At 67.6% G+C, this 18,897-nt stretch carries 19 protein-coding genes; 7 read left to right on the forward strand and 12 right to left on the reverse strand.

Translation table 11 applies throughout. The features are described from left to right. Positions 1 to 102 precede the first annotated feature (102 nt). Complete coding sequence (locus ACSQ9I_RS21555) at positions 103 to 375, forward strand: DUF4148 domain-containing protein (protein WP_093102851.1); 273 nt, start codon at positions 103 to 105, stop codon at positions 373 to 375. Between the two features lie 34 nt (positions 376 to 409). Here ACSQ9I_RS21555 and ACSQ9I_RS21560 read toward each other — a convergent pair whose 3' ends face one another. After that, entirely contained in the window at positions 410 to 2,059 is a 1,650-nt protein-coding gene (locus ACSQ9I_RS21560) for a phospholipase D-like domain-containing protein (RefSeq protein ID WP_436314396.1), read from the reverse strand. A gap of 168 nt (positions 2,060 to 2,227) precedes the next feature. Here ACSQ9I_RS21560 and ACSQ9I_RS21565 point away from each other — a divergent pair, with 168 nt between their 5' ends. Beyond that, the gene (locus ACSQ9I_RS21565; RefSeq protein ID WP_436314397.1) at positions 2,228 to 2,866 is read left to right on the forward strand and encodes a Crp/Fnr family transcriptional regulator; all 639 of its coding nucleotides are present in this window, start codon (positions 2,228 to 2,230) and stop codon (positions 2,864 to 2,866) included. 23 nt (positions 2,867 to 2,889) lie between these two features. On the opposite strand, the gene ACSQ9I_RS21570 is transcribed toward ACSQ9I_RS21565, so the two are convergent. The 3 genes from ACSQ9I_RS21570 to ACSQ9I_RS21580 are packed head-to-tail and all read right to left on the reverse strand — an operon-like array spanning position 2,890 to position 6,849. Then, complete coding sequence (locus tag ACSQ9I_RS21570) at positions 2,890 to 4,011, reverse strand: response regulator (RefSeq protein WP_436290901.1); 1,122 nt, start codon at positions 4,009 to 4,011, stop codon at positions 2,890 to 2,892. Continuing rightward, on the reverse strand, positions 4,008 to 4,385 hold the full coding sequence (locus tag ACSQ9I_RS21575; RefSeq protein ID WP_436314398.1) for a response regulator: 378 nt from the start codon (positions 4,383 to 4,385) through the stop codon (positions 4,008 to 4,010). The genes ACSQ9I_RS21570 and ACSQ9I_RS21575 overlap by 4 nt, the downstream gene beginning before the upstream one ends. A gap of 58 nt (positions 4,386 to 4,443) precedes the next feature. Next, positions 4,444 to 6,849 carry an ATP-binding protein gene (locus tag ACSQ9I_RS21580; RefSeq protein WP_436314399.1) on the reverse strand — a complete coding sequence of 802 codons (2,406 nt, stop codon included), beginning with the start codon at positions 6,847 to 6,849 and terminating at the stop codon, positions 4,444 to 4,446. 222 nt (positions 6,850 to 7,071) lie between these two features. Here ACSQ9I_RS21580 and ACSQ9I_RS21585 point away from each other — a divergent pair, with 222 nt between their 5' ends. Next, complete coding sequence (locus ACSQ9I_RS21585) at positions 7,072 to 8,055, forward strand: ABC transporter substrate-binding protein (RefSeq protein WP_436314400.1); 984 nt, start codon at positions 7,072 to 7,074, stop codon at positions 8,053 to 8,055. A gap of 24 nt (positions 8,056 to 8,079) precedes the next feature. Here the strand turns inward: ACSQ9I_RS21585 and ACSQ9I_RS21590 are convergent, their stop codons facing one another. Together ACSQ9I_RS21590 and ACSQ9I_RS21595 are read right to left on the reverse strand one after the other, a co-directional pair. Further along, positions 8,080 to 9,090, reverse strand: coding sequence for an aldo/keto reductase (locus ACSQ9I_RS21590; RefSeq protein WP_436314401.1), 1,011 nt, complete (start codon positions 9,088 to 9,090; stop codon positions 8,080 to 8,082). Positions 9,091 to 9,153: 63 nt separating this feature from the next. Continuing rightward, complete coding sequence (locus ACSQ9I_RS21595) at positions 9,154 to 10,080, reverse strand: dihydrodipicolinate synthase family protein (protein WP_436314402.1); 927 nt, start codon at positions 10,078 to 10,080, stop codon at positions 9,154 to 9,156. Between the two features lie 118 nt (positions 10,081 to 10,198). On the opposite strand from ACSQ9I_RS21595, the gene ACSQ9I_RS21600 reads away from it, so the two are divergent. Then, entirely contained in the window at positions 10,199 to 11,077 is an 879-nt protein-coding gene (locus ACSQ9I_RS21600) for a LysR substrate-binding domain-containing protein (protein WP_436304900.1), read from the forward strand. Here ACSQ9I_RS21600 and ACSQ9I_RS21605 read toward each other — a convergent pair. The 3 genes from ACSQ9I_RS21605 to ACSQ9I_RS21615 form a co-directional block, all read right to left on the reverse strand. Beyond that, positions 11,074 to 12,804, reverse strand: coding sequence for an IlvD/Edd family dehydratase (locus tag ACSQ9I_RS21605; protein WP_436314403.1), 1,731 nt, complete (start codon positions 12,802 to 12,804; stop codon positions 11,074 to 11,076). The genes ACSQ9I_RS21600 and ACSQ9I_RS21605 overlap by 4 nt on opposite strands. A 13-nt stretch (positions 12,805 to 12,817) precedes the next feature. Next, on the reverse strand, positions 12,818 to 13,816 hold the full coding sequence (locus tag ACSQ9I_RS21610) for a Bug family tripartite tricarboxylate transporter substrate binding protein (protein WP_436290895.1): 999 nt from the start codon (positions 13,814 to 13,816) through the stop codon (positions 12,818 to 12,820). 93 nt (positions 13,817 to 13,909) lie between these two features. Next, complete coding sequence (locus tag ACSQ9I_RS21615) at positions 13,910 to 14,218, reverse strand: acylphosphatase (RefSeq protein ID WP_436314404.1); 309 nt, start codon at positions 14,216 to 14,218, stop codon at positions 13,910 to 13,912. Positions 14,219 to 14,397: 179 nt separating this feature from the next. Here ACSQ9I_RS21615 and ACSQ9I_RS21620 point away from each other — a divergent pair, with 179 nt between their 5' ends. Genes ACSQ9I_RS21620 through ACSQ9I_RS21630 form a run of 3 tightly spaced genes read left to right on the forward strand, consistent with a single transcriptional unit; the run spans position 14,398 to position 17,414 of the window. Beyond that, entirely contained in the window at positions 14,398 to 15,858 is a 1,461-nt protein-coding gene (locus ACSQ9I_RS21620; protein ID WP_436315796.1) for an NCS1 family nucleobase:cation symporter-1, read from the forward strand. 6 nt (positions 15,859 to 15,864) lie between these two features. Next, complete coding sequence (locus tag ACSQ9I_RS21625) at positions 15,865 to 16,629, forward strand: aspartate/glutamate racemase family protein (protein ID WP_436314405.1); 765 nt, start codon at positions 15,865 to 15,867, stop codon at positions 16,627 to 16,629. A 41-nt stretch (positions 16,630 to 16,670) separates the two neighbouring features. After that, positions 16,671 to 17,414, forward strand: coding sequence for a GntR family transcriptional regulator (locus tag ACSQ9I_RS21630; RefSeq protein ID WP_093102828.1), 744 nt, complete (start codon positions 16,671 to 16,673; stop codon positions 17,412 to 17,414). A gap of 152 nt (positions 17,415 to 17,566) precedes the next feature. On the opposite strand, the gene ACSQ9I_RS21635 is transcribed toward ACSQ9I_RS21630, so the two are convergent. The 3 genes from ACSQ9I_RS21635 to ACSQ9I_RS21645 all read right to left on the reverse strand — a co-directional run bounded on the left by ACSQ9I_RS21635 (position 17,567) and on the right by ACSQ9I_RS21645 (position 18,865). Next, positions 17,567 to 17,791, reverse strand: coding sequence for a hypothetical protein (locus ACSQ9I_RS21635; protein WP_436314406.1), 225 nt, complete (start codon positions 17,789 to 17,791; stop codon positions 17,567 to 17,569). A 73-nt stretch (positions 17,792 to 17,864) separates the two neighbouring features. Beyond that, the gene (locus ACSQ9I_RS21640; RefSeq protein ID WP_436314407.1) at positions 17,865 to 18,386 is read right to left on the reverse strand and encodes an N-acetyltransferase family protein; all 522 of its coding nucleotides are present in this window, start codon (positions 18,384 to 18,386) and stop codon (positions 17,865 to 17,867) included. Positions 18,387 to 18,409: 23 nt separating this feature from the next. Then, on the reverse strand, positions 18,410 to 18,865 hold the full coding sequence (locus tag ACSQ9I_RS21645; RefSeq protein WP_436314408.1) for an N-acetyltransferase family protein: 456 nt from the start codon (positions 18,863 to 18,865) through the stop codon (positions 18,410 to 18,412). Positions 18,866 to 18,897 lie beyond the last annotated feature (32 nt).

The raw sequence follows: 18,897 nt of genomic DNA on the forward strand, positions 1-18,897 counted from the left end.
CCGCATGAATCCAATGCGTGCACGGCGGCGTATATCTGGCAGCCGCCGGCGATGCAGCAGCATTTCCAGGCGGCCCGACCCACCTTTTTTTGGAGTCCCGCCATGAATACGAAGCTCATCGCCATCGCCGCCCTTGGCAGCCTCGCAGCCTTTGCTGCGCAAGCCTTCCAGGGCGAGCAGAACCCCCTGCCGCCACCGCCCTTCCAGTCGACGATGACGCGGGCCGCGGTCCAGGCGCAGGCCAGAACCCCCGTCCAGATCAGCAATGGCGGCACCGGCGTGCGGGCTCCCATCAGCGTGGCCGACCGCGCCACGGTCCGCGCGGGCGCACGGGCCATTGCGGCCAACGGCGCAGCCACCTACGGCGAGAACTGAGAACAGCGGCGCCGCTGAGGCGCCGCCGTCGTCTTCAGAGAAGCTCTTCGTCCACGAACATGGACACCACCGACAAGCGCAGCCGCATTCCCCAGTTCGAGTTCGGCTCGTCTGCGAACACGACCTTGTCCTGTCCGTCCTGCGCGACCCACTGGAGTCCCGGCTGGTCGGCGGTGCTGCGAACCTGGTAGCTCCTGGGCAGCCGTTCACCTTGCAGCAGGCTCGCCACCTGGCCGGCCAGCTCCGGGCTGTCGACGATCAGCCCCATCTCGGTGTTGGAGTGGGCCGAGCGGCGGTCCATGTTCAGCGAGCCGATGTAGAGCCAGCGCTGGTCCACCACCGCCACCTTGGCATGCAGGCGGCCGAGCGAGCCGCGCAGTTCGCCGGCGGCGCTGTCCCGCGTCTCGGCACCGGGCATCAGCTCGAACAGCGAGACGCCCATCTGCAGCAAGGCGCCGCGGTAGCGCGCGTAGCCGAAGTGCACCAGCGGCTCGTCCGTCGTGGCCAGCGAGTTGGTGATGACCGACACGCGCACCCGATTGTCGGTGGCCTGCTTGAGGATCTCCATCGTGCGCCGACCCGGAACGAAGTAGGGCGAGGCGACGAGCACCTCGGAACGCGCCGACTGCATCAGCTCGAGCTTGCCGTTCATGACGGCGCCGTAGGCGAGCGACGCATCGCCCGCCGCGGCCTTGGCCGGCACATCGGCGATCACGCGGGCGGCGGCGATGTGCAGTTCGAGGCGCCCATTGGCCAGCTGCGAGCCGACGCTGCTCTGGCCGAGCGGGTCGCGCGCCGCCACCGTCAGGTCGGCGGCGCCGGCTGCACGCACGGTGTCGTCGAACTGGCGCCGGGCGGCTTCCGACGAGAACTCCGGTGCCGCGAGGCTCTGGATCGGATAGGCGTGCTCGCTGTTCCAGTAGCCGTCGAACACCGCCGACAGCTCACGCACCACCGATCCGGCCGCGAACATGTCCATGTCGATGAAGTTGGCGGGCTCGCTGCGGCCGAAGTACTCGTTGGCGATGTTGCGGCCGCCGGTGATCGCGAACACGTTGTCGGCGACCAACAGCTTGTTGTGCATGCGCCGGTTGACGCGCGAGAACTCGTGCAGCGAGAACAGCACGCGCGAGGCGACACTGCCGTCGCGCACCGCCAAGGGGTTGAACATGCGCACTTCGAGGTTCGGGCGGGCGGCCAGGCCGGCCAGCAGCGCGTCCTGGCCGGCTGCGTGCAGGTCGTCCACCAGGAGGCGCACGCGCACGCCGCGGGCGGCGGCGTCGGCCAGCGCACGCAGGAACTGCCGCCCGGACAGGTCGTCGGCGATCTGGTAGTACTGCGCGTCGACGCTCTTCTCGGCGCCACGGGCCAGCGCGAGGCGGGCCTCGAAAGCCTGGTCGCCGGCGGGCAGCAGGCGCATGCCCGACAGCTGCCCGTTGCCGGCCGGCATCGATGCGGCGGCCACCGCGGCGAGGCGGGTGTCGGCCACGTCGATGCGGGCTTGCGAGTTCGGGCGCTGCACGCCGCTCGGCAAGCCGGCACAGGCCGTCAGCATCCCGAACAGCACCACGACGAAGGCCCACACCGCCAGGCGCGGGTCGGCCTTGGCTTGGGCGAGCGCGATCAGGCGCAGGCCGACGCAATGGGCGATCAGCAGGGGGGAGCGAGGGAAAAGGGAGGTCATGGCGGGCTCTCTCTGGTAGGCCTCTAATCTAGGCAAAGCCCCCCTTTGTCACGAGTGCGCAGTGCGCCGCGCGGATGTGACATTGGTCACAGGCGCCGGCGCGCCCGATAATCGTTTGCCGCCATGCAGCCGCCTGGCCGTGCCCCTGCGCAGCACCCGGAGTGACCGATGAATTCCGCCGACGCCAATGACTGCCTGCCGCAGCCTCTGCTCGATGCCATCGCGCCGCACGGGTCGACGCGCTCGTTCGCGGCCCACGCGATCCTGATCAACGAGGGCGACGCGACCGACTCGCTCTACATCCTGCTGAGCGGACGGGTGAAGGTCTACGCCAGTTCGGAGGACGGCCGCGAGGTGGTGCTCGCCGAGTACGGTCCCGGCGAATATTTCGGCGAACTCTCGATCGACGGCGAGAAGCGCTCGGCGTCGATCAAGGCGCTCACGGCGTGCAGCTGCCGCGTGGTCCAGGGTTCGGAGTTGCGCCAGTTCCTCGCGGAGCACCCTGACTTCGCGGTGCACCTGACCCGCAAGCTGATCCGCATGGTGCGGCGCCTGACCGAGCAGGTTCGCAGCATTGCGCTGCAGGACGTCTACGGTCGCATGGTGCGGGTGCTGATCGAGCTGTCCGAGCCGGCCGGCGAGGAGCGCGTGCTGCGCCACAAGCTGACGCAGCAGGACATCGCCGATCGCATCGGCTCCTCGCGCGAGATGGTGAACCGGGTCATGAAGGAACTCACCGCCGGCGGCTATGTCACCCAGCGCGACGGCCGCCTGGTGATCCTGCGCAAGCTGCCGGCCGCCTGGTAGCGGGGCCCGCTAACAGCCCCAGTTCAGGAATCCGGCACGACGCGCCATACGGGCACCTTGCGCTGGAAGCCTTTGAGCGCCAGTTCGCCGGCCTGCTGGATCGACCACTCGCCTTCCGGCCGCGCCTCCTGCAAGGCGGCCTGGACGCGCTGCGACAGCAGGATCTCGCCACCCTCCGCTTCTCCGCACAGCCGTGCGGCCAGGTTGGTCACGGTTCCGATGGCTCCATAGTCGATACGCCCTTCGAAACCGATGCTGCCGATCGTCGCGAAGCCCTGGGCGATGCCGATGCCCATGTGCAAGTCGTAGCCGCGCCGGAGCCACTGGCCGCTGAGGTGGCGCATCTCCTCCTGCATCCGGACGGCCATTCGCACCGCGCGCACCGGCGCATCGGGCACCGGCTGCGGATCGTTGAAGAAGATCATCATGCCGTCGCCGGAAAAGCGCTCCAGCGTCCCCTCGTGGGCCAGCACCAGCCGGCCCATCGCCGCATGGTATTGGCCCAGCACGGCCATCACCTCCTCGGGATCGGCCGTCTCGGTGAAGGCGGTGAAGCCGCGCAGGTCCAGAAAGACGACGGTGATCTCGCGCCGATGGCTCTTGAGCGGATCGTCGGCGCCGCCGGCCAGGATCGCCTGGGCCAGTTGCGGCGAGAAGAAGCGCTTGAGCTGCCCGACGCGTTCGAGCTGCTCTACGGCATCGGCCACGCGCTGTTCGAGCGTGAGGTTCCAGGCCTGCAGCTCGGCCCTCTGCCGCTGGACCTCGTCGTACAAGGCCTTGACGCGCAGCAACGAACGCACGCGCGCCATCAACTCGGCCTGGTGGATGGGCTTGCTCAGAAAGTCGTCCGCGCCCGCCTCCAGCCCCTTCACGCGCTCGTGTTCCGGGTCCAGCGCGGTCACCAGCACCACCGGCAGCACCGCGCAAGCCGGATCGGCACGGATCGCGCGGCACACGTCGTAGCCGTTCATCCCCGGCATCATCACGTCCAGCAAGACCAGGTCGGGCAGGTCGGCCGCGATGCGTGCCAGCGCTTCCTCGCCGGAGGCCGCGGTGCTCGTTCGATAGCCGCGCGCCGTCAGGACGTCGGCGAGCAGTCTGACGTTCTTTTCGACATCGTCGACGACCAGGATGTGGGCACTCATCGCGGTCCCTTCTGTTTCAGGAAGCGATCGACGGTCGCGCGCAGGGTCTTCAGGGCGATCGGCTTGGTCATGAAGGCGTCGAATCCCGAGTTCACGATGCTGCGATGGTCTTCGGGCATGACCGAGGCCGACACCGCGATGACCGGCACCGCCTGCAATGCCGGCTGCTCGCGAATCTTCCGCAGGGCGGCGATGCCGCCCATGCCCGGCAGCTGCACGTCCATCAGGATCAGGTCGGGCGGGTGGTCGATGGCCAGCTGCACGCCCGCCTCCCCGGTCCTCGCCTCCAGCGTGGCGTGGCCCGCGTGCTGCAGGACGTCGCGCATCAGCTTCATGTTCATCTCGTTGTCTTCGATGATCAGGATGGTGCTCATTCGATAACCTCCGCGCCATGCGCTGCGGTGCTATTCGACTTGGGAGCGGCCCGGCGTCTCATATCACAGCCTCCGGAACCTGCATCGGCAACAGGAAGCTGAAGGTCGCGCCTTCGCCGGGCCGGCTTTCGACGCGGATCGTTCCGCCGTGGAGTTCGACGAAGCGCTTGGCCAGCGCCAGGCCCAGGCCGGTGCCTTCCGCCCTGCGCAAAGCGTCGCTGCCGGCCTGGCGGAACTCGTCGAACACCAGGGCCTGGTCCTCCGGGGCGATGCCCACGCCGGTGTCGGCCACGCTGACCTCGGCGACGCTTTGGCCGGCCGCATCGAGGCGCCGGGCGCGGAGGCGCACGCTGCCGCCGGCCGGCGTGAACTTCACCGCATTCGACAGCAGGTTCACGACCACCTGTTTGACCTTTCGGGCATCGGCCACCCATTCCGTCAGTCCATCGCCGATCTCGAGGGAGATCAGCACACCGTCGCGCTGCGCGCGCTCGCGCACCAGGGTCAGTGCGTCGTCCATGAGCAGGCCGAGGTCGATGCAGCTCAGGTCCAGCTCCATCCGGCCCGCCTCGATCTTCGACAGGTCGAGCACGTCGTTGATCAGCGTCAGCAGGTGCTGGCCGGACGAATGGATGTCCTGCAGGTATTCCATCTGCTTGTCGTTGACCTCGCCGAACATCCGCTCGGTCAGCACCTCCGAGAAGCCGATGATGGCGTTCAAGGGCGTGCGCAGCTCGTGCGACATGTTGGCCAGGAATTCCGACTTGTGGCGGTTGGCCACCTCGAGCTCGCGGCCCTTGTTCTCGATCTCGCGGAACAGCCGCGCGTTCTGGATCGCGATCACGGCCTGGTCGGCAAAGGTCTCGACCAGGCGGACTTCCGCATCCGAAAAGGGCTGCACTTCCTTGCGAAGGACGGCGATGATCCCGATCGACGCGCCCTCGCGCACCATCGGCACGGCAAGCACCGTGTGAACGTCGTTGCGCTTCGGCGCCTTGCGCGATGCCGGGGGCCTCCAATCGACCAACTGGGCGACATCCTCGACATGCACCGTCCGGCCTTCGACGAATGCCCGGCCGACCACCGACCTGGCGCTCATCGGCAGGGCATCGTCGCGGCCCGGCCCGGAACCGCCCTTGACCGGATAGCCGGTGACAGCCCGGAAGTGATCGCCCTCCTGCAGCCAGATCTTGCTGGCATCGGCGCGGCAGCGCAGCACGGAGCGCTCGGCGATCGCCTGCAAGGCCGGTTGCAGATCCGACGGCGTGTGGCTGAGCACCCGCAGGACTTCCGCCGCCGCGGTCTGGAATTCGAGCGACGCCGTCAGTTCCGCCGTGCGCTGTTCGACCTTGCGCTCCAGCTCTCCGTACGACTCGCGCAGCTGCGCCGACATGCGGTTGAACTGATCGGCCAAGGCTTCCAGCTCGTCGCCGGTCTTGACGACGATCTGCGCGTCCAGTTCGCCCTCGCCGATGCGCCGCGCGCCCGCGGCGAGCGTGCGGATCGGGCGCACCATGTTGCGCGCCAACACCCATGCAGCCACGGCGGAGACCATCAGGCCGGCCAGCAACAGCAGGCCGGTGCGCAGGATCGAGGCGTTCAGCTTGGCATACACCTCGGCCATCGGCCGCTCGACGAACACGTTCCAGCCCAGCGGCTCGATTGGCGCCACCGAAACCAGCACTTGCGCGCCCTGCAGGTCGTGCGTCACCATGGCCTGCGGGCCCGGCGCCTTCGCCGCCGCCGCCGCCCGGACGTGCGGCAACGACGCCAGGCTGGTCTTGCGCAGCACCAGGCCGATGTCCGGGTCCGCCACGAGCAGGCCGTTGCGGTCCACCACGTAGGCCTTGCCCGCGTCGTCGGTGCTGATGCGCGAGATCACGTCCCAGATGAACTTGAGATTGAGGTCGGCCACCGTCACGGCGCTCTTGTCGCCTTCCGACCGGATCGCCACGGTCATGTAGGGCTCGGTGTCCTTGTGGAAGTACACCGGCCCGAACCAGGGCGAGCCGGCCCGGGCATGCTGGAACGGCGCTTCCGACGAGCGATCCTTTCCGGAGCCCACCGAGTCCATGCCAAGGCGCGACACCGCAACCCGTTCGAGGCCGCTGCCATCGAGCTGCGCCACGTCGGTCACCTCGGGAACCTGGCGCAGCAACCGCAGGAACTCGATGCGGCGCGCTTCCAGGTCCGCTTCGTCGAACAGCGGAACCGACGCGAAGCTCAGCTGTTCGGTGAGCTGCTGGATGTATTGCTCGATCCGCGACGCCGCGCCGACGGCCTTGACTTGCTGCAGGCTGGCCAGCGCCGCCTTGTTTTCCTGATAGGAAAAGTAGAGACTGATCGCGCCCGACGCCAGCAGCACAGTCATGACCAAGGAGAGGATCAGCAGCAGGTACTTGCGGAACAGGTGCCCGCGGTGGATGTCGCGCGTGGACTCTGCCGGCAGAGCGACATCGGGCATGGCACGGCCATCTTCCTCGGCTGCTTTCATTTCGACTGCTGATGGCGCGTTGCCACGGAAGCCCAGCGAGGTCCACGCGGCCGGGGCTTTCATGATTCGATCACTTTGTCGTCGATTGGCTGCGCCATTCACAGCGGCGCGGCGCCGATTTTCCGCCTTTGCGGACTCGGCGAAATCCACCAATCAGCCTATGGAAGACGGAAGCTCCGAAGGAGAAACCTGATGAACGGCAAGAACCTGCGGCTTCTTCTTTGCGCGCTGATGCTTGCCGCCGGCCCCGTCGCCGAGGCCCAGCAGCCCAGGAAGGTGCCGCGCGTGGGCTATCTGGCGGCCGTTTCGGCCAGCGCGGACGCACCCCGGCTCGAGGCATTCCGGCAAGGCCTGCGCGACCTCGGCTATGTCGAAGGACAGAACATCCAGATCGACTACCGCCATGAAAGCCTGGATTTCGAGCGGCTTCCCGGCCATGCGGCCGAGCTGGTCCGACTGGACGTCGACGTCCTCGTCACGGTCACGACCAACGCAGCCCTGGCTGCCAAGAAGACGACCGTCACCATTCCCATCGTCTTCATGGGCGTCACAGACCCGATCACCACCGGCCTGGCCGAAACCCTGGCGCGGCCGGGCGGCAACAGCACGGGGATCACCAACGTGGCGGCGGTCCTGGCCGGCAAGAGGCTGGAGCTGCTGAAGGAAACCATGCCCAAGGCCAGCCGGGTCGCGGTGCTGTGGGACCGCAAGGCGCCGGGCTCCATTCCACAGTGGGAAGCCAGCCAGGCGCCCGCGGAGAAGCTGGGTCTGCAGCTTTATTCGATGGAGGTGAGCAGCGTCGACGAGTACGTGGCTGCGTTCACGCAAGCCGTCAAGGCGCGCAGCAGCGCCGTCTGGATCACGCTCAACCCGGTCGCCAATTCGAACCAGAAGCTCATTGCCGAGCTGGCCATCGCCAGCGGCTTGCCGTCGATCTGCGCACGGGGCGACTATGCGGAAAACGGATGCCTCATGGCCTACGGACCCGGCTACGGCATGGAAGGCAAGGACGGCGCCCGCTACGTCGACAGGATCCTGAAAGGCGCCAAGCCGGCGGATCTTCCGATCGAACAGCCGACGAAGTTCGAATTGCTGATCAACCTGAAGACCGCCAAGCGCATCGGTTTCACGATCCCGCGCTCGGTGCTGAACCGGGCGGACAAGGTGATCCAGTGATGGCGTGCCCTCTTGTCTCTTGTGTCAGCGCGGCGCGTCGCCCTTGCGATAGTCGGCGGTGAGTTCGTCGAGCCGCTGCTTGAGTCCCGCATCGAGCTTGTAGTCGGCCGCCGCGAGCGTGGCATCGAGCTGCTCCGGCCGGCTGGCGCCGAGCAGCGGCGCGGTGATCAGCGGATTGGCCATCACCCACGCGACGGCCAGGGTCGCGAGCGGCACGCCCGCTTCGTCGGCCAGCGCATGCAATTGCGCGACGCTCGCGAAGCTGCGCTCGTTCCAGTAGCGGTCCTGGTACATCGTGCCCGCGGTGCCGAGCGTGAAGCGCGTGTTGTCCTCGGGCTTGGCGCCGGCCTTGTACTTGCCGGTCAGCAGACCGCCCGCGAGCGGGTTGTAGGGAATCACGCCCAGGCTCTCTTCGCCGCAGAGCGGCAGCAGCTCGCGCTCGATCTCGCGGAACAAGAGGCTGTAACGCGGCTGCACCGAGACGAAGCGCGTGAGCTTGTGCAGCTCGGAGCGGCCCAGCGCACGCGCCAGCCGGTAGGCCAGGAAGTTGGAGACGCCGATGTAGCGCGCGCGTCCCGACCTGACGATGACATCGAGCGCCTCCAGGCTCTCGTCGAGCGGCGTCTCGCGGTCGTCGCTGTGGAGCTGGTACAGGTCGACATGGTCGGTCTGCAGCCGTTTGAGCGAGGCGTCGATGGCATCGAGCAAATGCTTGCGCGATGCGCCCTGGTCCCAGGGGTTCGGGCCGACCTTGCCGACCGCCTTGGTGGCGAGCACGAAGCGGCGGCGCGCGCCCGGCCCTTTAGCTTGCAGCCAGCGGCCGATGATCTCTTCGGTGCGGCCGGTGGTCTCGACCGTGCCGCCGAGCGGGTAGACGTCGGCGGTGTCCAGGAAGTTGATGCCGGCCTCGGTCGCCTTATCGAGGATGCGCTGCGATACCGCTTCGTCGGTCTGCAGCCCGAAGGTCATGGTGCCGAGCGCGAGCCGCGACACGGTCAGGCCGGTGCGGCCCAGGCGGGTGGTGGGAATGCTCATGGGTTTGCTGCGATGCGGTGGCGGCAGGCCATCATAGTGATCGCGGCGCGAACGTGCAGAGCTTCACTGAGGGCGTCGCGGGTAGCCGGGCATGTCGAACCCGGCGGCGTCCAGCCGGGCCAGGACCTCGCCGCCCGCGGCGTCGCCCAGCGCGACGAGCGGCGGACGCACCCTGCGCCATGATGGATGCGCAGCGAAGCTGGAGACCACGTGCTTCATCGCCGGGATCATCGGCGCGGCCTGGAAGATCGTGCGAATGGCGTCCGCCTTGGCTTGCAGCTTGGCGGCTTCGGGACCTTGCCAGCCTTCGAACAGGCGATGGATGCCGGCCGGATTCATGTTCACCGTCGCGCTGATGCAACCCGCGCCGCCGATCGGCAAGGCCTGGGAGAGCAAGGACTCGCTGGCCGGGAACACGTCGAAGCCTGCAGTGGCGAAGTTGTCGATCATGGCCTTGGAATTTTTCCAGTCGCCCGAGGAATCCTTGGCGCCCGCGATCGTGCCCGGGTAGCGCTCGAGAAGACGCTCGATCAGGCCGAGCGTGATGGGCACCTGGCTGAGCTGCGGGATGTGATAGAGGTAGATGGGCACGCAGCCGCTTCCCACCCGCTCGATGATCTCCGCGTAATAGGCGAACACGCCATCGTCGGACACGCCCTTGAAATAGAAGGGCGGCAGCACCAGCGCGCCCGAGGCGCCGATCCGCGTGGCGTGGCGGGTCAGTTCCACCGCGTCCGGCAATGCGCAGGCGCCCGTTCCCGGCATGAGCATCGCGGCGGGAATGCCTGCCTCCACCAGGGCCTGCGCCAACGACAGCCGCTCGCCGACGGAAAGCGATGCCGCCTCCGAATTGGTGCCGAAGATCGCCAGCCCCGCATGGTTGTCCACCAGCCAGCGGCAGTGGGCGATGAAGCGCTCGACGTCGGGCTCGAGCTTGTCGTTGAAAGGCGTGAGCACCGGCGCGATCACGCCGTGCAGCCGCTTCGTCATGTGGGAGTTCATGCGGATGAAGTATCGAATGACGGGTGTCCTCGAGGGCAAGAAGCCAGCACGGTCAAAGCAAAAGATTTTTTGGGTTTGATCGAAGGCGGCCTGTACATTCGCGCCGATGGATACGCGCTACCTTCAGAGCTTTGTCGCCGTCGCCGAACTGGGCTCGATGGCCGAGGCGGCGCGCCGGCTCGACCTTACGCCCGCGGCCATCGCCGCGCGCGTCAAGGCGCTCGAGGAAGACATCGGCCTGCCGCTGGTCCAACGCTCCGGCCGCTCCGTGCGCCCCACGGAGGCGGGGCTCAAGATGCTCGATCGCGCCCGCAACGTGCTGCGTGACGTGCGCGACCTGCGGGCGGTCACCAGCGACGGCGCGTCGCTGGGCGAGTTGCGCCTGGGCGTGTTTGTCTCGGCCATGACCAGCGTGCTGCCGCTGGTGCTCAAGCGGCTGTACGCGCGCTTTCCCGATCTGTCGGTCTTCGTCGCGCCCGGCAGCTCCGTGGAACTGTGCCGGCAGGTGACGACCGGCGCGCTCGACGCCGCCATCGTGGTCGAGCCGCAATTCGCCATCGGCAAGGGCTGCACCTTCCAGGCGCTGTTCGAGGAGCGCCTGGTCGTGGTTGCGCCCAAGGCCCTGGCCCGGCGCAAGGCCCATGAGCTGCTCGCGACCGAGCCCTTCATCCGCTATGACCGCTCGGTGGTGGGCGGACAACTGGCCGACCGCTACCTGCGCGACCACGGCATCGGCGTGCGGCAGCGGCTGGAGATCGACAACCTGATGGCGGTCGCGGCACTGGTCGGCCAGGGGCTGGGCGTGGCCTTGCTGCCGGATTGGGCGCCGATGTGGAACAGCGGATTCGCGATCGCACGCGTGGCGCTGCCGGCGCGCGCGCCGGTGCGGCGCGTGGGCCTGATCTGGGCCACGCACGGGCCGCGCGCCGGGCTGGCGAAGGCCCTTCTTGCCGAGGCGCAGGCCGTCTGCAAAGCGCGTGCCTAAGGTTTCGGCGCGCGAAGAAAGTCGAAGTCGACGCCCTTGTCGGCCTGCATCACGGTCTGCAGAAAGAGCCTTCGATAGCCTCGTTCGGCCGTCGGTTCGACCACCGGCGACTCCTTCGCGCGGCGCGCCAGTTCGTCGTCCGATACCAGCAGCGATATTTCGCGCTTCGCCACGCTCAGCCGGATGCGGTCGCCGTTGCGGACATGCGCGAGCGGACCGCCGATGGCCGACTCCGGCGTCACGTGCAGCACGATGGTGCCGAAGGCCGTGCCGCTCATGCGGCCGTCGGAGATGCGCACGATGTCCTTCACGCCCGCGCGCGCGAGCTTGCGCGGGATCGGGATGTAGCCTGCCTCGGGCATGCCCGGTGCGCCCTTGGGGCCGATGTTCTTGAGCACCAGCACGTCCTCGCGCGCGACGTCGAGATCGTCGCTGTCGATGCGCAGGACCAGGTCCTCGATGTTCTCGAAGACCACGGCGCGGCCTTCGTGCTCCATCAGCCCCGCATCCGCCGCGGACTGCTTGATGATGGCCCCGCCCGGCGCCAGGTTGCCGCGCAGCACCGCGATGCCGCCCTGCGGATAGATCGGGTTGTCCACGGCGCGCACCACGTCCTGCGCGAATCTCGGCCCCGCGCGTTCGATCTCTTCGCCCAGCGTCCTGCCGGTGACGGTCATGGCCTCGAGCCGCAGCAAGGGTTGGAGTTCGCGCAGCAGCGTCGCCATGCCGCCGGCCTTGTGGAAGTCTTCCATGTAGTGCTGGCCCGAGGGCTTCAGGTCCAGCAGCACGGGCGTCTCGCGCCCCATGCGGTCGAGCGCGTGCAGATCGATGTCCAGGCCCATCCGGCCCGCGATCGCGGCGAGGTGCACGATGCCGTTGGTCGAGCCGCCGATCGCGAGCAGCACCCGCATCGCGTTCTCGAACGCGGCGGGTGTGAGCACCTTGTCGATGGTCAGGCCGTCGCGCGCGATCTGAACAGCCTGCGCGCCGGTCTGCTCCGCGATGCGGATGCGGTCGGCCGTGACGGCCGGCGGCGAAGCGCCGCCCGGCATCGTCATGCCCAGCGCTTCGGCAATGCAGGCCATGGTGCTGGCCGTGCCCATGACCGAGCAGGTCCCCACGCTCGCCACCAGCTGGTTGTTCACGTCGGCGGTTTCCTCGTCGTCGATTTCGCCCGCGCGGTATTTGCCCCAGTAGCGCCGGCAGTCGGTGCATGCGCCGACGCGCTCGCCGCGATGGCTGCCCGTCAGCATGGAACCGGTAATCAGCTGGATCGAGGGAATGCCGGCCGAGGCCGCGCCCATGAGCTGCGCCGGCACCGTCTTGTCGCAGCCGCCGATCAGGACCACGGCATCCATCGGCTGTGCGCGGACCATCTCCTCGGTGTCCATCGACATGAGGTTGCGCAAGTACATGCTCGTCGGCGCCGCGAAGCTCTCATGGATCGAGATCGTCGGAAAGTCCATCGGCAATCCGCCGGCGAGCATCACGCCGCGCTTCACCGCTTCGATGAGCTGCGGCGCATTGCCGTGGCAGGGGTTGTAGGCGCTGCCGGTGTTCGCGATGCCGACCACGGGGCGGTCGAGCGCCGCGTCGGTATAGCCGGCGCCCTTGATGAAGGCCTTGCGCAGGAAGAGCGAGAAGCCCTGGTCGCCGTAGCTGGTCAGGCCTTTGCGCATGCCCGAGGGTTCATCGGTGCCGTCGGGCTTGGAGGAGGCTTTGGACATGTTCAGTGGGCCCTCATTCGTCGGACTTGATATTGGCGTCGGCAATGACTTTTTTCCAGCGGGCAATCTCGGCTTGGATCTGCTCGTCCGACTTCGCCGGCGTCGTCGGCGCCGCCGCATAGACGCCCTGCTTGAGCAGCATCTCCCTGGCTTCGGGCGATTGCACGAGTTTCGCGAGCGCCTCGTTGAGGCGCGCCACGATGGCCGCGGGAGTGCCCGCCGGCGCCAGGACGCCGAAGGTGGAACTGACTTCGAGGTTCGGCACGCCCGCCTCGGCCGCCGAGGGCACATCGGGCAGCATCGAGATCCGCTGCGGCGTCGTGACCGCCAGCGCACGAAGCTTGGCCGAAGTGATGAAGGGAAGCGAGGCCGGCGCCGTCTCGACCATCAGGCCGACCTGGCCGCCGACCACGTCGGTCATCGCCGGACCGCTGCCCTTGTAGGCGATGTGCGTCATCTTGATGCCGGTCTCGCGCTGGAGGATTTCGGCGGCCATGCGCTGGGGCGCGCCGGCGCCGGACGAGGCGTAGTTCAACTTGTCGGGGTTGGCCTTGGCGTAGGCGATGAGTTCCTTCAGCGTCTTGACCGGAACCTGCGGATTGACCACCACGACCAGCGGCACCGACCCGACGATCATGACGGGCGCAAAGTCCTTCGAGATGTCGTAGCGCAGGCGCCCTTTCTCCAGCGTCGCCATCGTCGCGTGCGAAGTCAGCGCGCCCATCAGCAGGGTGTAGCCGTCCGGCGCTGCCTTCGCGACCGCCTCGGCGCCGATGTTGCCGCCGGCGCCGCCGCGGTTGTCGACCACGACCTGCTGCCCGAGCAGCTCGCCGAGCTTGAGCGCGACGATGCGCCCGATCACGTCGGTGGCGCCGCCGGGCGGATAGGGAACGACCAGCTTGATGGGCTTGTCGGGGTAGGCGGCGATGGCCAAGGGGGCGCCGAGGGCTATGCCGCAGGCCAGGCAGGCCCGAAGAATCGCGCGACGCGCGAAGTAGTGGCTGGCTTTCATGCTTTGTCTCCTTTGGCCCGGAGTGTGGCCAGCCGGGCGCGCCGGTTGAAGCGGCTTCGACAAGGACAAAAGATAGATTCTTTTGCGTCTGCTCTACAAGCTGGGCAGCCGTTCGAAACGATCGAGGCGATCGAAAGGCGGCGGCACCTGCGTGAGCTCGAGCGCGTCGACCCATGCGCCGGGCACGCCGTCGCGCAGCCAATTGCACATGGCATCCAGTTCACGGCGAGAGCCCTGCAGCATGGCTTCGACCGACCCATCGGCGCGGTTGCGGACCCAACCGGTGATGCCCTTGGCGCGCGCGTGGTGCAGGCAGGCATCCCGGTAGCCGACGCCCTGCACTCGGCCGCGCAAGCACACCAGCCGGCACTCGATCGCCTCGTTCTTGTCGCCAGGGTTCATGGCGCGATTGTTCCTCAAGCAAGGGTAAACACCAACCATCAGGCCGCAGATCGTCCTTGATTGCACCCATTTTTTGTATACAAATATAGGGTGCAATCCACGTACCGAACATGCCGTTCGGACATCCGCCCATCCCCCACGAGGAGACACCCGTGAACACAGCCGTCAGCCCAGGAAGCATGGACCTGCCGATCGCCGGCCATGCGCCGCATACCGAATCCAACGCACTCATCAAGCCGGGCTACGACCCCGCCCTCACCAACGAAGACCTCGCGCCGCTCAAGAAGCAGACCTGGGGCCAATACAACATCTTCGCCTTCTGGATGTCCGACGTGCACAGCGTCGGCGGCTACATCACCGCGGGCAGCCTGTTCGCGCTCGGCCTGTCGAGCTGGCAGGTGCTGGTAGCGCTGCTGGTGGGCATCTGCATCGTGCAGTTCTTCTGCAACCTGGTGGCCAAGCCGAGCCAGCTGACCGGCACGCCCTACCCCGTGATCTGCCGCGCCTCCTTCGGCGTGCGCGGCGCCAACATCCCGGCCATCATCCGCGGCCTGATCGCGGTGGCCTGGTACGGCATCCAGACCTACTTGGCCTCGGCCGCCTTCATGGTGCTCGCGCTGCACCTGTTCCCCAACCTCGCGCCGTACGCCGACGTCAAGCTGCACGGCTTCGCAGGCCTGTCGGCGCTGGGCTGGCTGGCCTTCATGGTGATGTGGGTGCTGCAGGCCTTCGTGTTCTGGCACGGCATGGAAGCGATCCGCAAGTTCATCGACTGGGCCGGCCCGGGGGTCTACGTGGTGATGACGATCCTGTGCGGCTGGCTGGTGTGGAAGGCCGGCTGGAGCCGCATCGACCTCAACCTGGGCGGCGTCAAGTTCCAGGGCTGGGACGCGCTGCCGGTGATGCTCTCGGCGATTGCGCTGGTGGTGAGCTACTTCAGCGGCCCGATGCTCAACTTCGGCGACTTCTCGCGCTACAGCAAGAGCTTCGACGCGGTGAAAAAGGGCAACTTCTGGGGCCTGCCAGTCAACTTCGTGTTCTTCTCGCTGCTCACCGTGATCACCACGGCCGCGACGCTGCCGGTTTTCGGCGAGCTGATCACCGACCCGGTGCACACGGTCGGCAAGATCGACAGCACCACCGCCGTCGTGCTGGGCGCGCTGACCTTCATGATCGCCACCATCGGCATCAACATCGTCGCCAACTTCGTCTCGCCGGCCTTCGACTTCTCGAACGTCGCGCCGCAGCACATCAGCTGGCGCACCGGCGGCATGATCGCCGCGGTGGGCTCGATCTTCCTCACGCCCTGGAACCTCTACAACAACCCCGAGGTGATCCACTACACGCTGGACATCCTGGGCTCCTTCATCGGCCCACTGTTCGGCATCCTGATCGCCGACTTCTACCTGGTGCGCAAGCAGCAGGTGGTGGTGGACGATCTCTACACGTTGAGCCCCAAGGGCCGCTACTGGTACAGCAAGGGCTACAACCTGAAGGCCGTGTGCACCATGATCCCTTCGGCGCTGATCCCGATCCTGTGCGTGCTGATCCCGGCCTGGCGCGGCGCCGCCAATTACGCCTGGTTCATCGGCATGGGCCTCGGCTTCGTGATCTACGCCCTCCTCAACCGCAAGCCCTGAACTTTCATGCGCATCAAGATCATCAACCCCAACACCACCTGGAGCATGACCGAGAAGATCGGCGCCTGCGCGCGCTCGGTCGCGCGGCCCGGCACCGAGATCGTGGCGGTCAGCCCCTCGATGGGCCCGGCCTCGATCGAGAGCCACTACGACGAGGCGCTGGCGGTGCCCGGCCTGCTGCAGGAGATCGCCGCCGGCGAACGCGAAGGCATCGACGGCTATATGATCGCCTGCTTCGGCGATCCGGGCCTTGCGGCCGCGCGCGAGCTGGCGCGCGGGCCGGTGGTGGGCATCGCGCAGGCGGCCATGCACCTGGCCAGCCTGGTCGGCACTCGCTTCAGCGTGGTGACCACGCTGGGCCGCACGACGGGCCAGGCCTGGCACCTGGCCGAGGCCTACGGCATGAAGCGCTTCTGCGCCAACGTGCGGGCCTGCGAAATTCCGGTGCTCGAGCTGGAGGCGCCGGGCTCGAAGGCGCGCGAGCGCATCGTCGACGAATGCCGGCGTGCGCTCGTCGAAGACGGCTCCGACACCATCGTGCTCGGCTGCGCCGGCATGGCCGACCTGTGCGCGCACATCGGCCAGGTGCTGGGCGTGCCGGTGGTCGACGGCGTGGCGGCCAGTACGCAGCTGATCGAATCGCTCGTGAACCTGCGGCTTTGCACCAGCAAGCGCGGCGAGCTGGCGCAGCCGCTGCCGAAGCCGATCGCCGGCTTGCTGGAAGGCTTCACGCTGCCGTCTCCGGCGCCGGCGCTGAAACGCGCGGCCTGAAGCCCGCGCGCGATGCGGCGCCGCTCGTCCACAATCGCGCCATGCCCCGCGTCACCAAAGCAACCACGACCACGCCGGCGGCCGTTCCCGAAGCGGCCGCCGCGCCCGACAAGAGCGCGACCATCGAAAGCATCGCGCAGGACATCGCCACCGCCATCGTCGAGAAGCGCCTGCCGCCCGGCACCTGGCTGCGCGAGGAGGCGCTGGGGCGCGTCTATGCCGTGAGCCGCACCAAGATCCGCGCGGCGCTCTTGACGCTTTCCAAGGACAAGCTGATCGAGATGATTCCGGACAAGGGCGCCTTCGTCAGCAAGCCCAGCGTGCAGGAAGCGCGCGAGGTCTTCGGCGTGCGCCGCATCCTCGAGAGCGAAGTGGTGCGCCTCTTCATCGCCAAGGCCCGGCCCGCGGACTACCGCGCGCTGGAGCAGCACATCCAGTTCGAGCGCAGCGCGCTGCGCTCCACGACCACGGGCACCGTGCGCGAAAAGCTGCTGGGCGATTTCCACGTCGCGCTGGCCGAGGCCGCGGGCAACGGCACGCTGGCCGAGCTGGTGCGCGAACTGGTCGCGCGCAGCTCGCTGATCGCGATGCTCTACCACTCCTCCAACGATCCGCACTGCTCTTCGGACGAGCATTCGGACTTCCTGCGCGTATGCCGCAGCGGCGACGTGGAGGCTGCCGTGGCCTGCATGACGGATCACCTGTCGCGCATCGAGGCGAATCTGCAGCTCACGAGCGGGGTGCCGGACCGGCAGCTCGATCTGGTGAAGGCCTTGCTGGCCTGAAGGACGCGGGCTAGACAGAATGGCTTGAGCCGTTGAGGTGGCCCGTCTCCAGGACTACCGTGGGTTGCGCACCGTGGGTGCGCCGAGCCACAACGCTGCCCCCCGAGGGGCGGACAGCGTGCAACGAGCAAGGAGACGGGCCATGAATCAATCTACCAACCACTGCGGCCACCGTTTACGCGGGTCTGCACGTCCACAAAGACAGTATCGACATTGCCCTGGCCGAGGCCGGCCGTGACGGCGAAGTACGCCACCTGGGCTCGGTGGCCGGTGGCGTCGATGCCGTCAGCAAGGCCCTGCGCCGCCTGGTCAGCCGGGGCCACTGCGTGCATGTGGTCTACGAAGCGGGCCCCTGCGGCTTCGTGCTGCAGCGCCACCTCACCGCACTGGGCTACCACTTCTGCGAAGTGGTGGCGCCCTCGTCCATTCCCAAGCGCTCGGGCGATCGGGTCAGCCGTCGACCGGATTCGCCGGCGTTTCGAGCACCAGCTGCCAGAAGTCCACGTCGAGCCATCGGCCGAACTTGAATCCGGCCTGCCTGATGGTTCCGGCGTGCTCGAAGCCTAGCCTCTGGTGCAGGGCGATGCTGCCCTTGTTGGCCAGGTCGATGGCGCCTACTATGACGTGATACTGCTGCGCCCTGGCAGCCGCGATCAGTTCCTGCATGAGCAGCAGGCCCAGGCCTTTTCCCCGGTGGTCCTTGTGAACGTAGACCGAGTGCTCGACCGAGTACTTGTACGCGGGCCAGGCGCGGAAAGTGCCGTAGCTGGCAAAGCCGAGGAGCCCGCCGTCTTCTCCGATGGCGCCGATCACGGGGAACCCGCCCGCCTCCTTGGTCTTGAACCAGCCGACCATGCTCTCCGGCGTGCGAGGCTTGTAGTCGTAGAGGGCGGTCGAGCTGACGATGGCATCGTTGAAGATCTCCAGGATCGCAACGGCGTGGGTGTCGTGCGTGCATGCGACGAACTGCATCGGATTCTCCGTGGGCATGGTGATCAAAGCTCCCTCGCGTAGACGATGAATCCAAGGTGCTTCGCGACCTTGTCGTAGAGCAGCCTGCCCGCGGCGTTCGATTCGTGCGTCTGCCAGTAGACCCGCGAGGCGCCGACCGATTTCGCCTGCTCGTAGACCGCCTCGATGAGCAGGCGGCCGATGCCGCGCCCGCGCCGGGATTCGAGCGTGAACAGGTCGGAGAGATAGCACACCGGCTCGACACGGGTCATGCTGCGATGGATGACGCAATGGGCCAGCCCGACGAGCTGCCCCTCGTCTTCCGCGACCAGCGCGAACATCGGCTCCTCCGGATCGAGGAAGCGCTGCCAGGTCGTCTGCGTCACGTGCTCGGCCAGCGCAGTCGCGCCATGGCGGCCGTAGAAGGCGTTGTAGCCGTCCCAAAGCGGCCGCCAGGCGGCGTGGTCGTTCTGCGTGACGGGGCGTACGGAAGGAGTCATCGGGGTTTCGGTAGTTGCGTACTGGGTCGTCG

This window comes from Variovorax sp. LjRoot84, assembly GCF_964254305.1.
In the GTDB taxonomy this organism is placed as follows: domain Bacteria; phylum Pseudomonadota; class Gammaproteobacteria; order Burkholderiales; family Burkholderiaceae_C; genus Variovorax.

Bases quoted from the DNA above. Each gene is read 5' to 3' on its own strand.
- ACSQ9I_RS21615 (WP_436314404.1), bottom strand. From the start codon at position 14,218: ATGAACCCTGGCGACAAGAACGAGGCGATCGAGTGCCGGCTGGTGTGC.
- ACSQ9I_RS21645 (WP_436314408.1), bottom strand. From the start codon at position 18,865: ATGACTCCTTCCGTACGCCCCGTCACGCAGAACGACCACGCCGCCTGG.
- ACSQ9I_RS21570 (WP_436290901.1), bottom strand. From the start codon at position 4,011: ATGAGTGCCCACATCCTGGTCGTCGACGATGTCGAAAAGAACGTCAGA.
- ACSQ9I_RS21575 (WP_436314398.1), bottom strand. From the start codon at position 4,385: ATGAGCACCATCCTGATCATCGAAGACAACGAGATGAACATGAAGCTG.
- ACSQ9I_RS21625 (WP_436314405.1), top strand. From the start codon at position 15,865: ATGCGCATCAAGATCATCAACCCCAACACCACCTGGAGCATGACCGAG.
- ACSQ9I_RS21630 (WP_093102828.1), top strand. From the start codon at position 16,671: ATGCCCCGCGTCACCAAAGCAACCACGACCACGCCGGCGGCCGTTCCC.
- ACSQ9I_RS21640 (WP_436314407.1), bottom strand. From the start codon at position 18,386: ATGCAGTTCGTCGCATGCACGCACGACACCCACGCCGTTGCGATCCTG.
- ACSQ9I_RS21555 (WP_093102851.1), top strand. From the start codon at position 103: ATGAATACGAAGCTCATCGCCATCGCCGCCCTTGGCAGCCTCGCAGCC.
- ACSQ9I_RS21605 (WP_436314403.1), bottom strand. From the start codon at position 12,804: ATGTCCAAAGCCTCCTCCAAGCCCGACGGCACCGATGAACCCTCGGGC.
- ACSQ9I_RS21580 (WP_436314399.1), bottom strand. From the start codon at position 6,849: ATGCCCGATGTCGCTCTGCCGGCAGAGTCCACGCGCGACATCCACCGC.
- ACSQ9I_RS21595 (WP_436314402.1), bottom strand. From the start codon at position 10,080: ATGACGAAGCGGCTGCACGGCGTGATCGCGCCGGTGCTCACGCCTTTC.
- ACSQ9I_RS21610 (WP_436290895.1), bottom strand. From the start codon at position 13,816: ATGAAAGCCAGCCACTACTTCGCGCGTCGCGCGATTCTTCGGGCCTGC.
- ACSQ9I_RS21600 (WP_436304900.1), top strand. From the start codon at position 10,199: ATGGATACGCGCTACCTTCAGAGCTTTGTCGCCGTCGCCGAACTGGGC.
- ACSQ9I_RS21565 (WP_436314397.1), top strand. From the start codon at position 2,228: ATGAATTCCGCCGACGCCAATGACTGCCTGCCGCAGCCTCTGCTCGAT.
- ACSQ9I_RS21590 (WP_436314401.1), bottom strand. From the start codon at position 9,090: ATGAGCATTCCCACCACCCGCCTGGGCCGCACCGGCCTGACCGTGTCG.
- ACSQ9I_RS21585 (WP_436314400.1), top strand. From the start codon at position 7,072: ATGAACGGCAAGAACCTGCGGCTTCTTCTTTGCGCGCTGATGCTTGCC.
- ACSQ9I_RS21620 (WP_436315796.1), top strand. From the start codon at position 14,398: ATGGACCTGCCGATCGCCGGCCATGCGCCGCATACCGAATCCAACGCA.
- ACSQ9I_RS21560 (WP_436314396.1), bottom strand. From the start codon at position 2,059: ATGACCTCCCTTTTCCCTCGCTCCCCCCTGCTGATCGCCCATTGCGTC.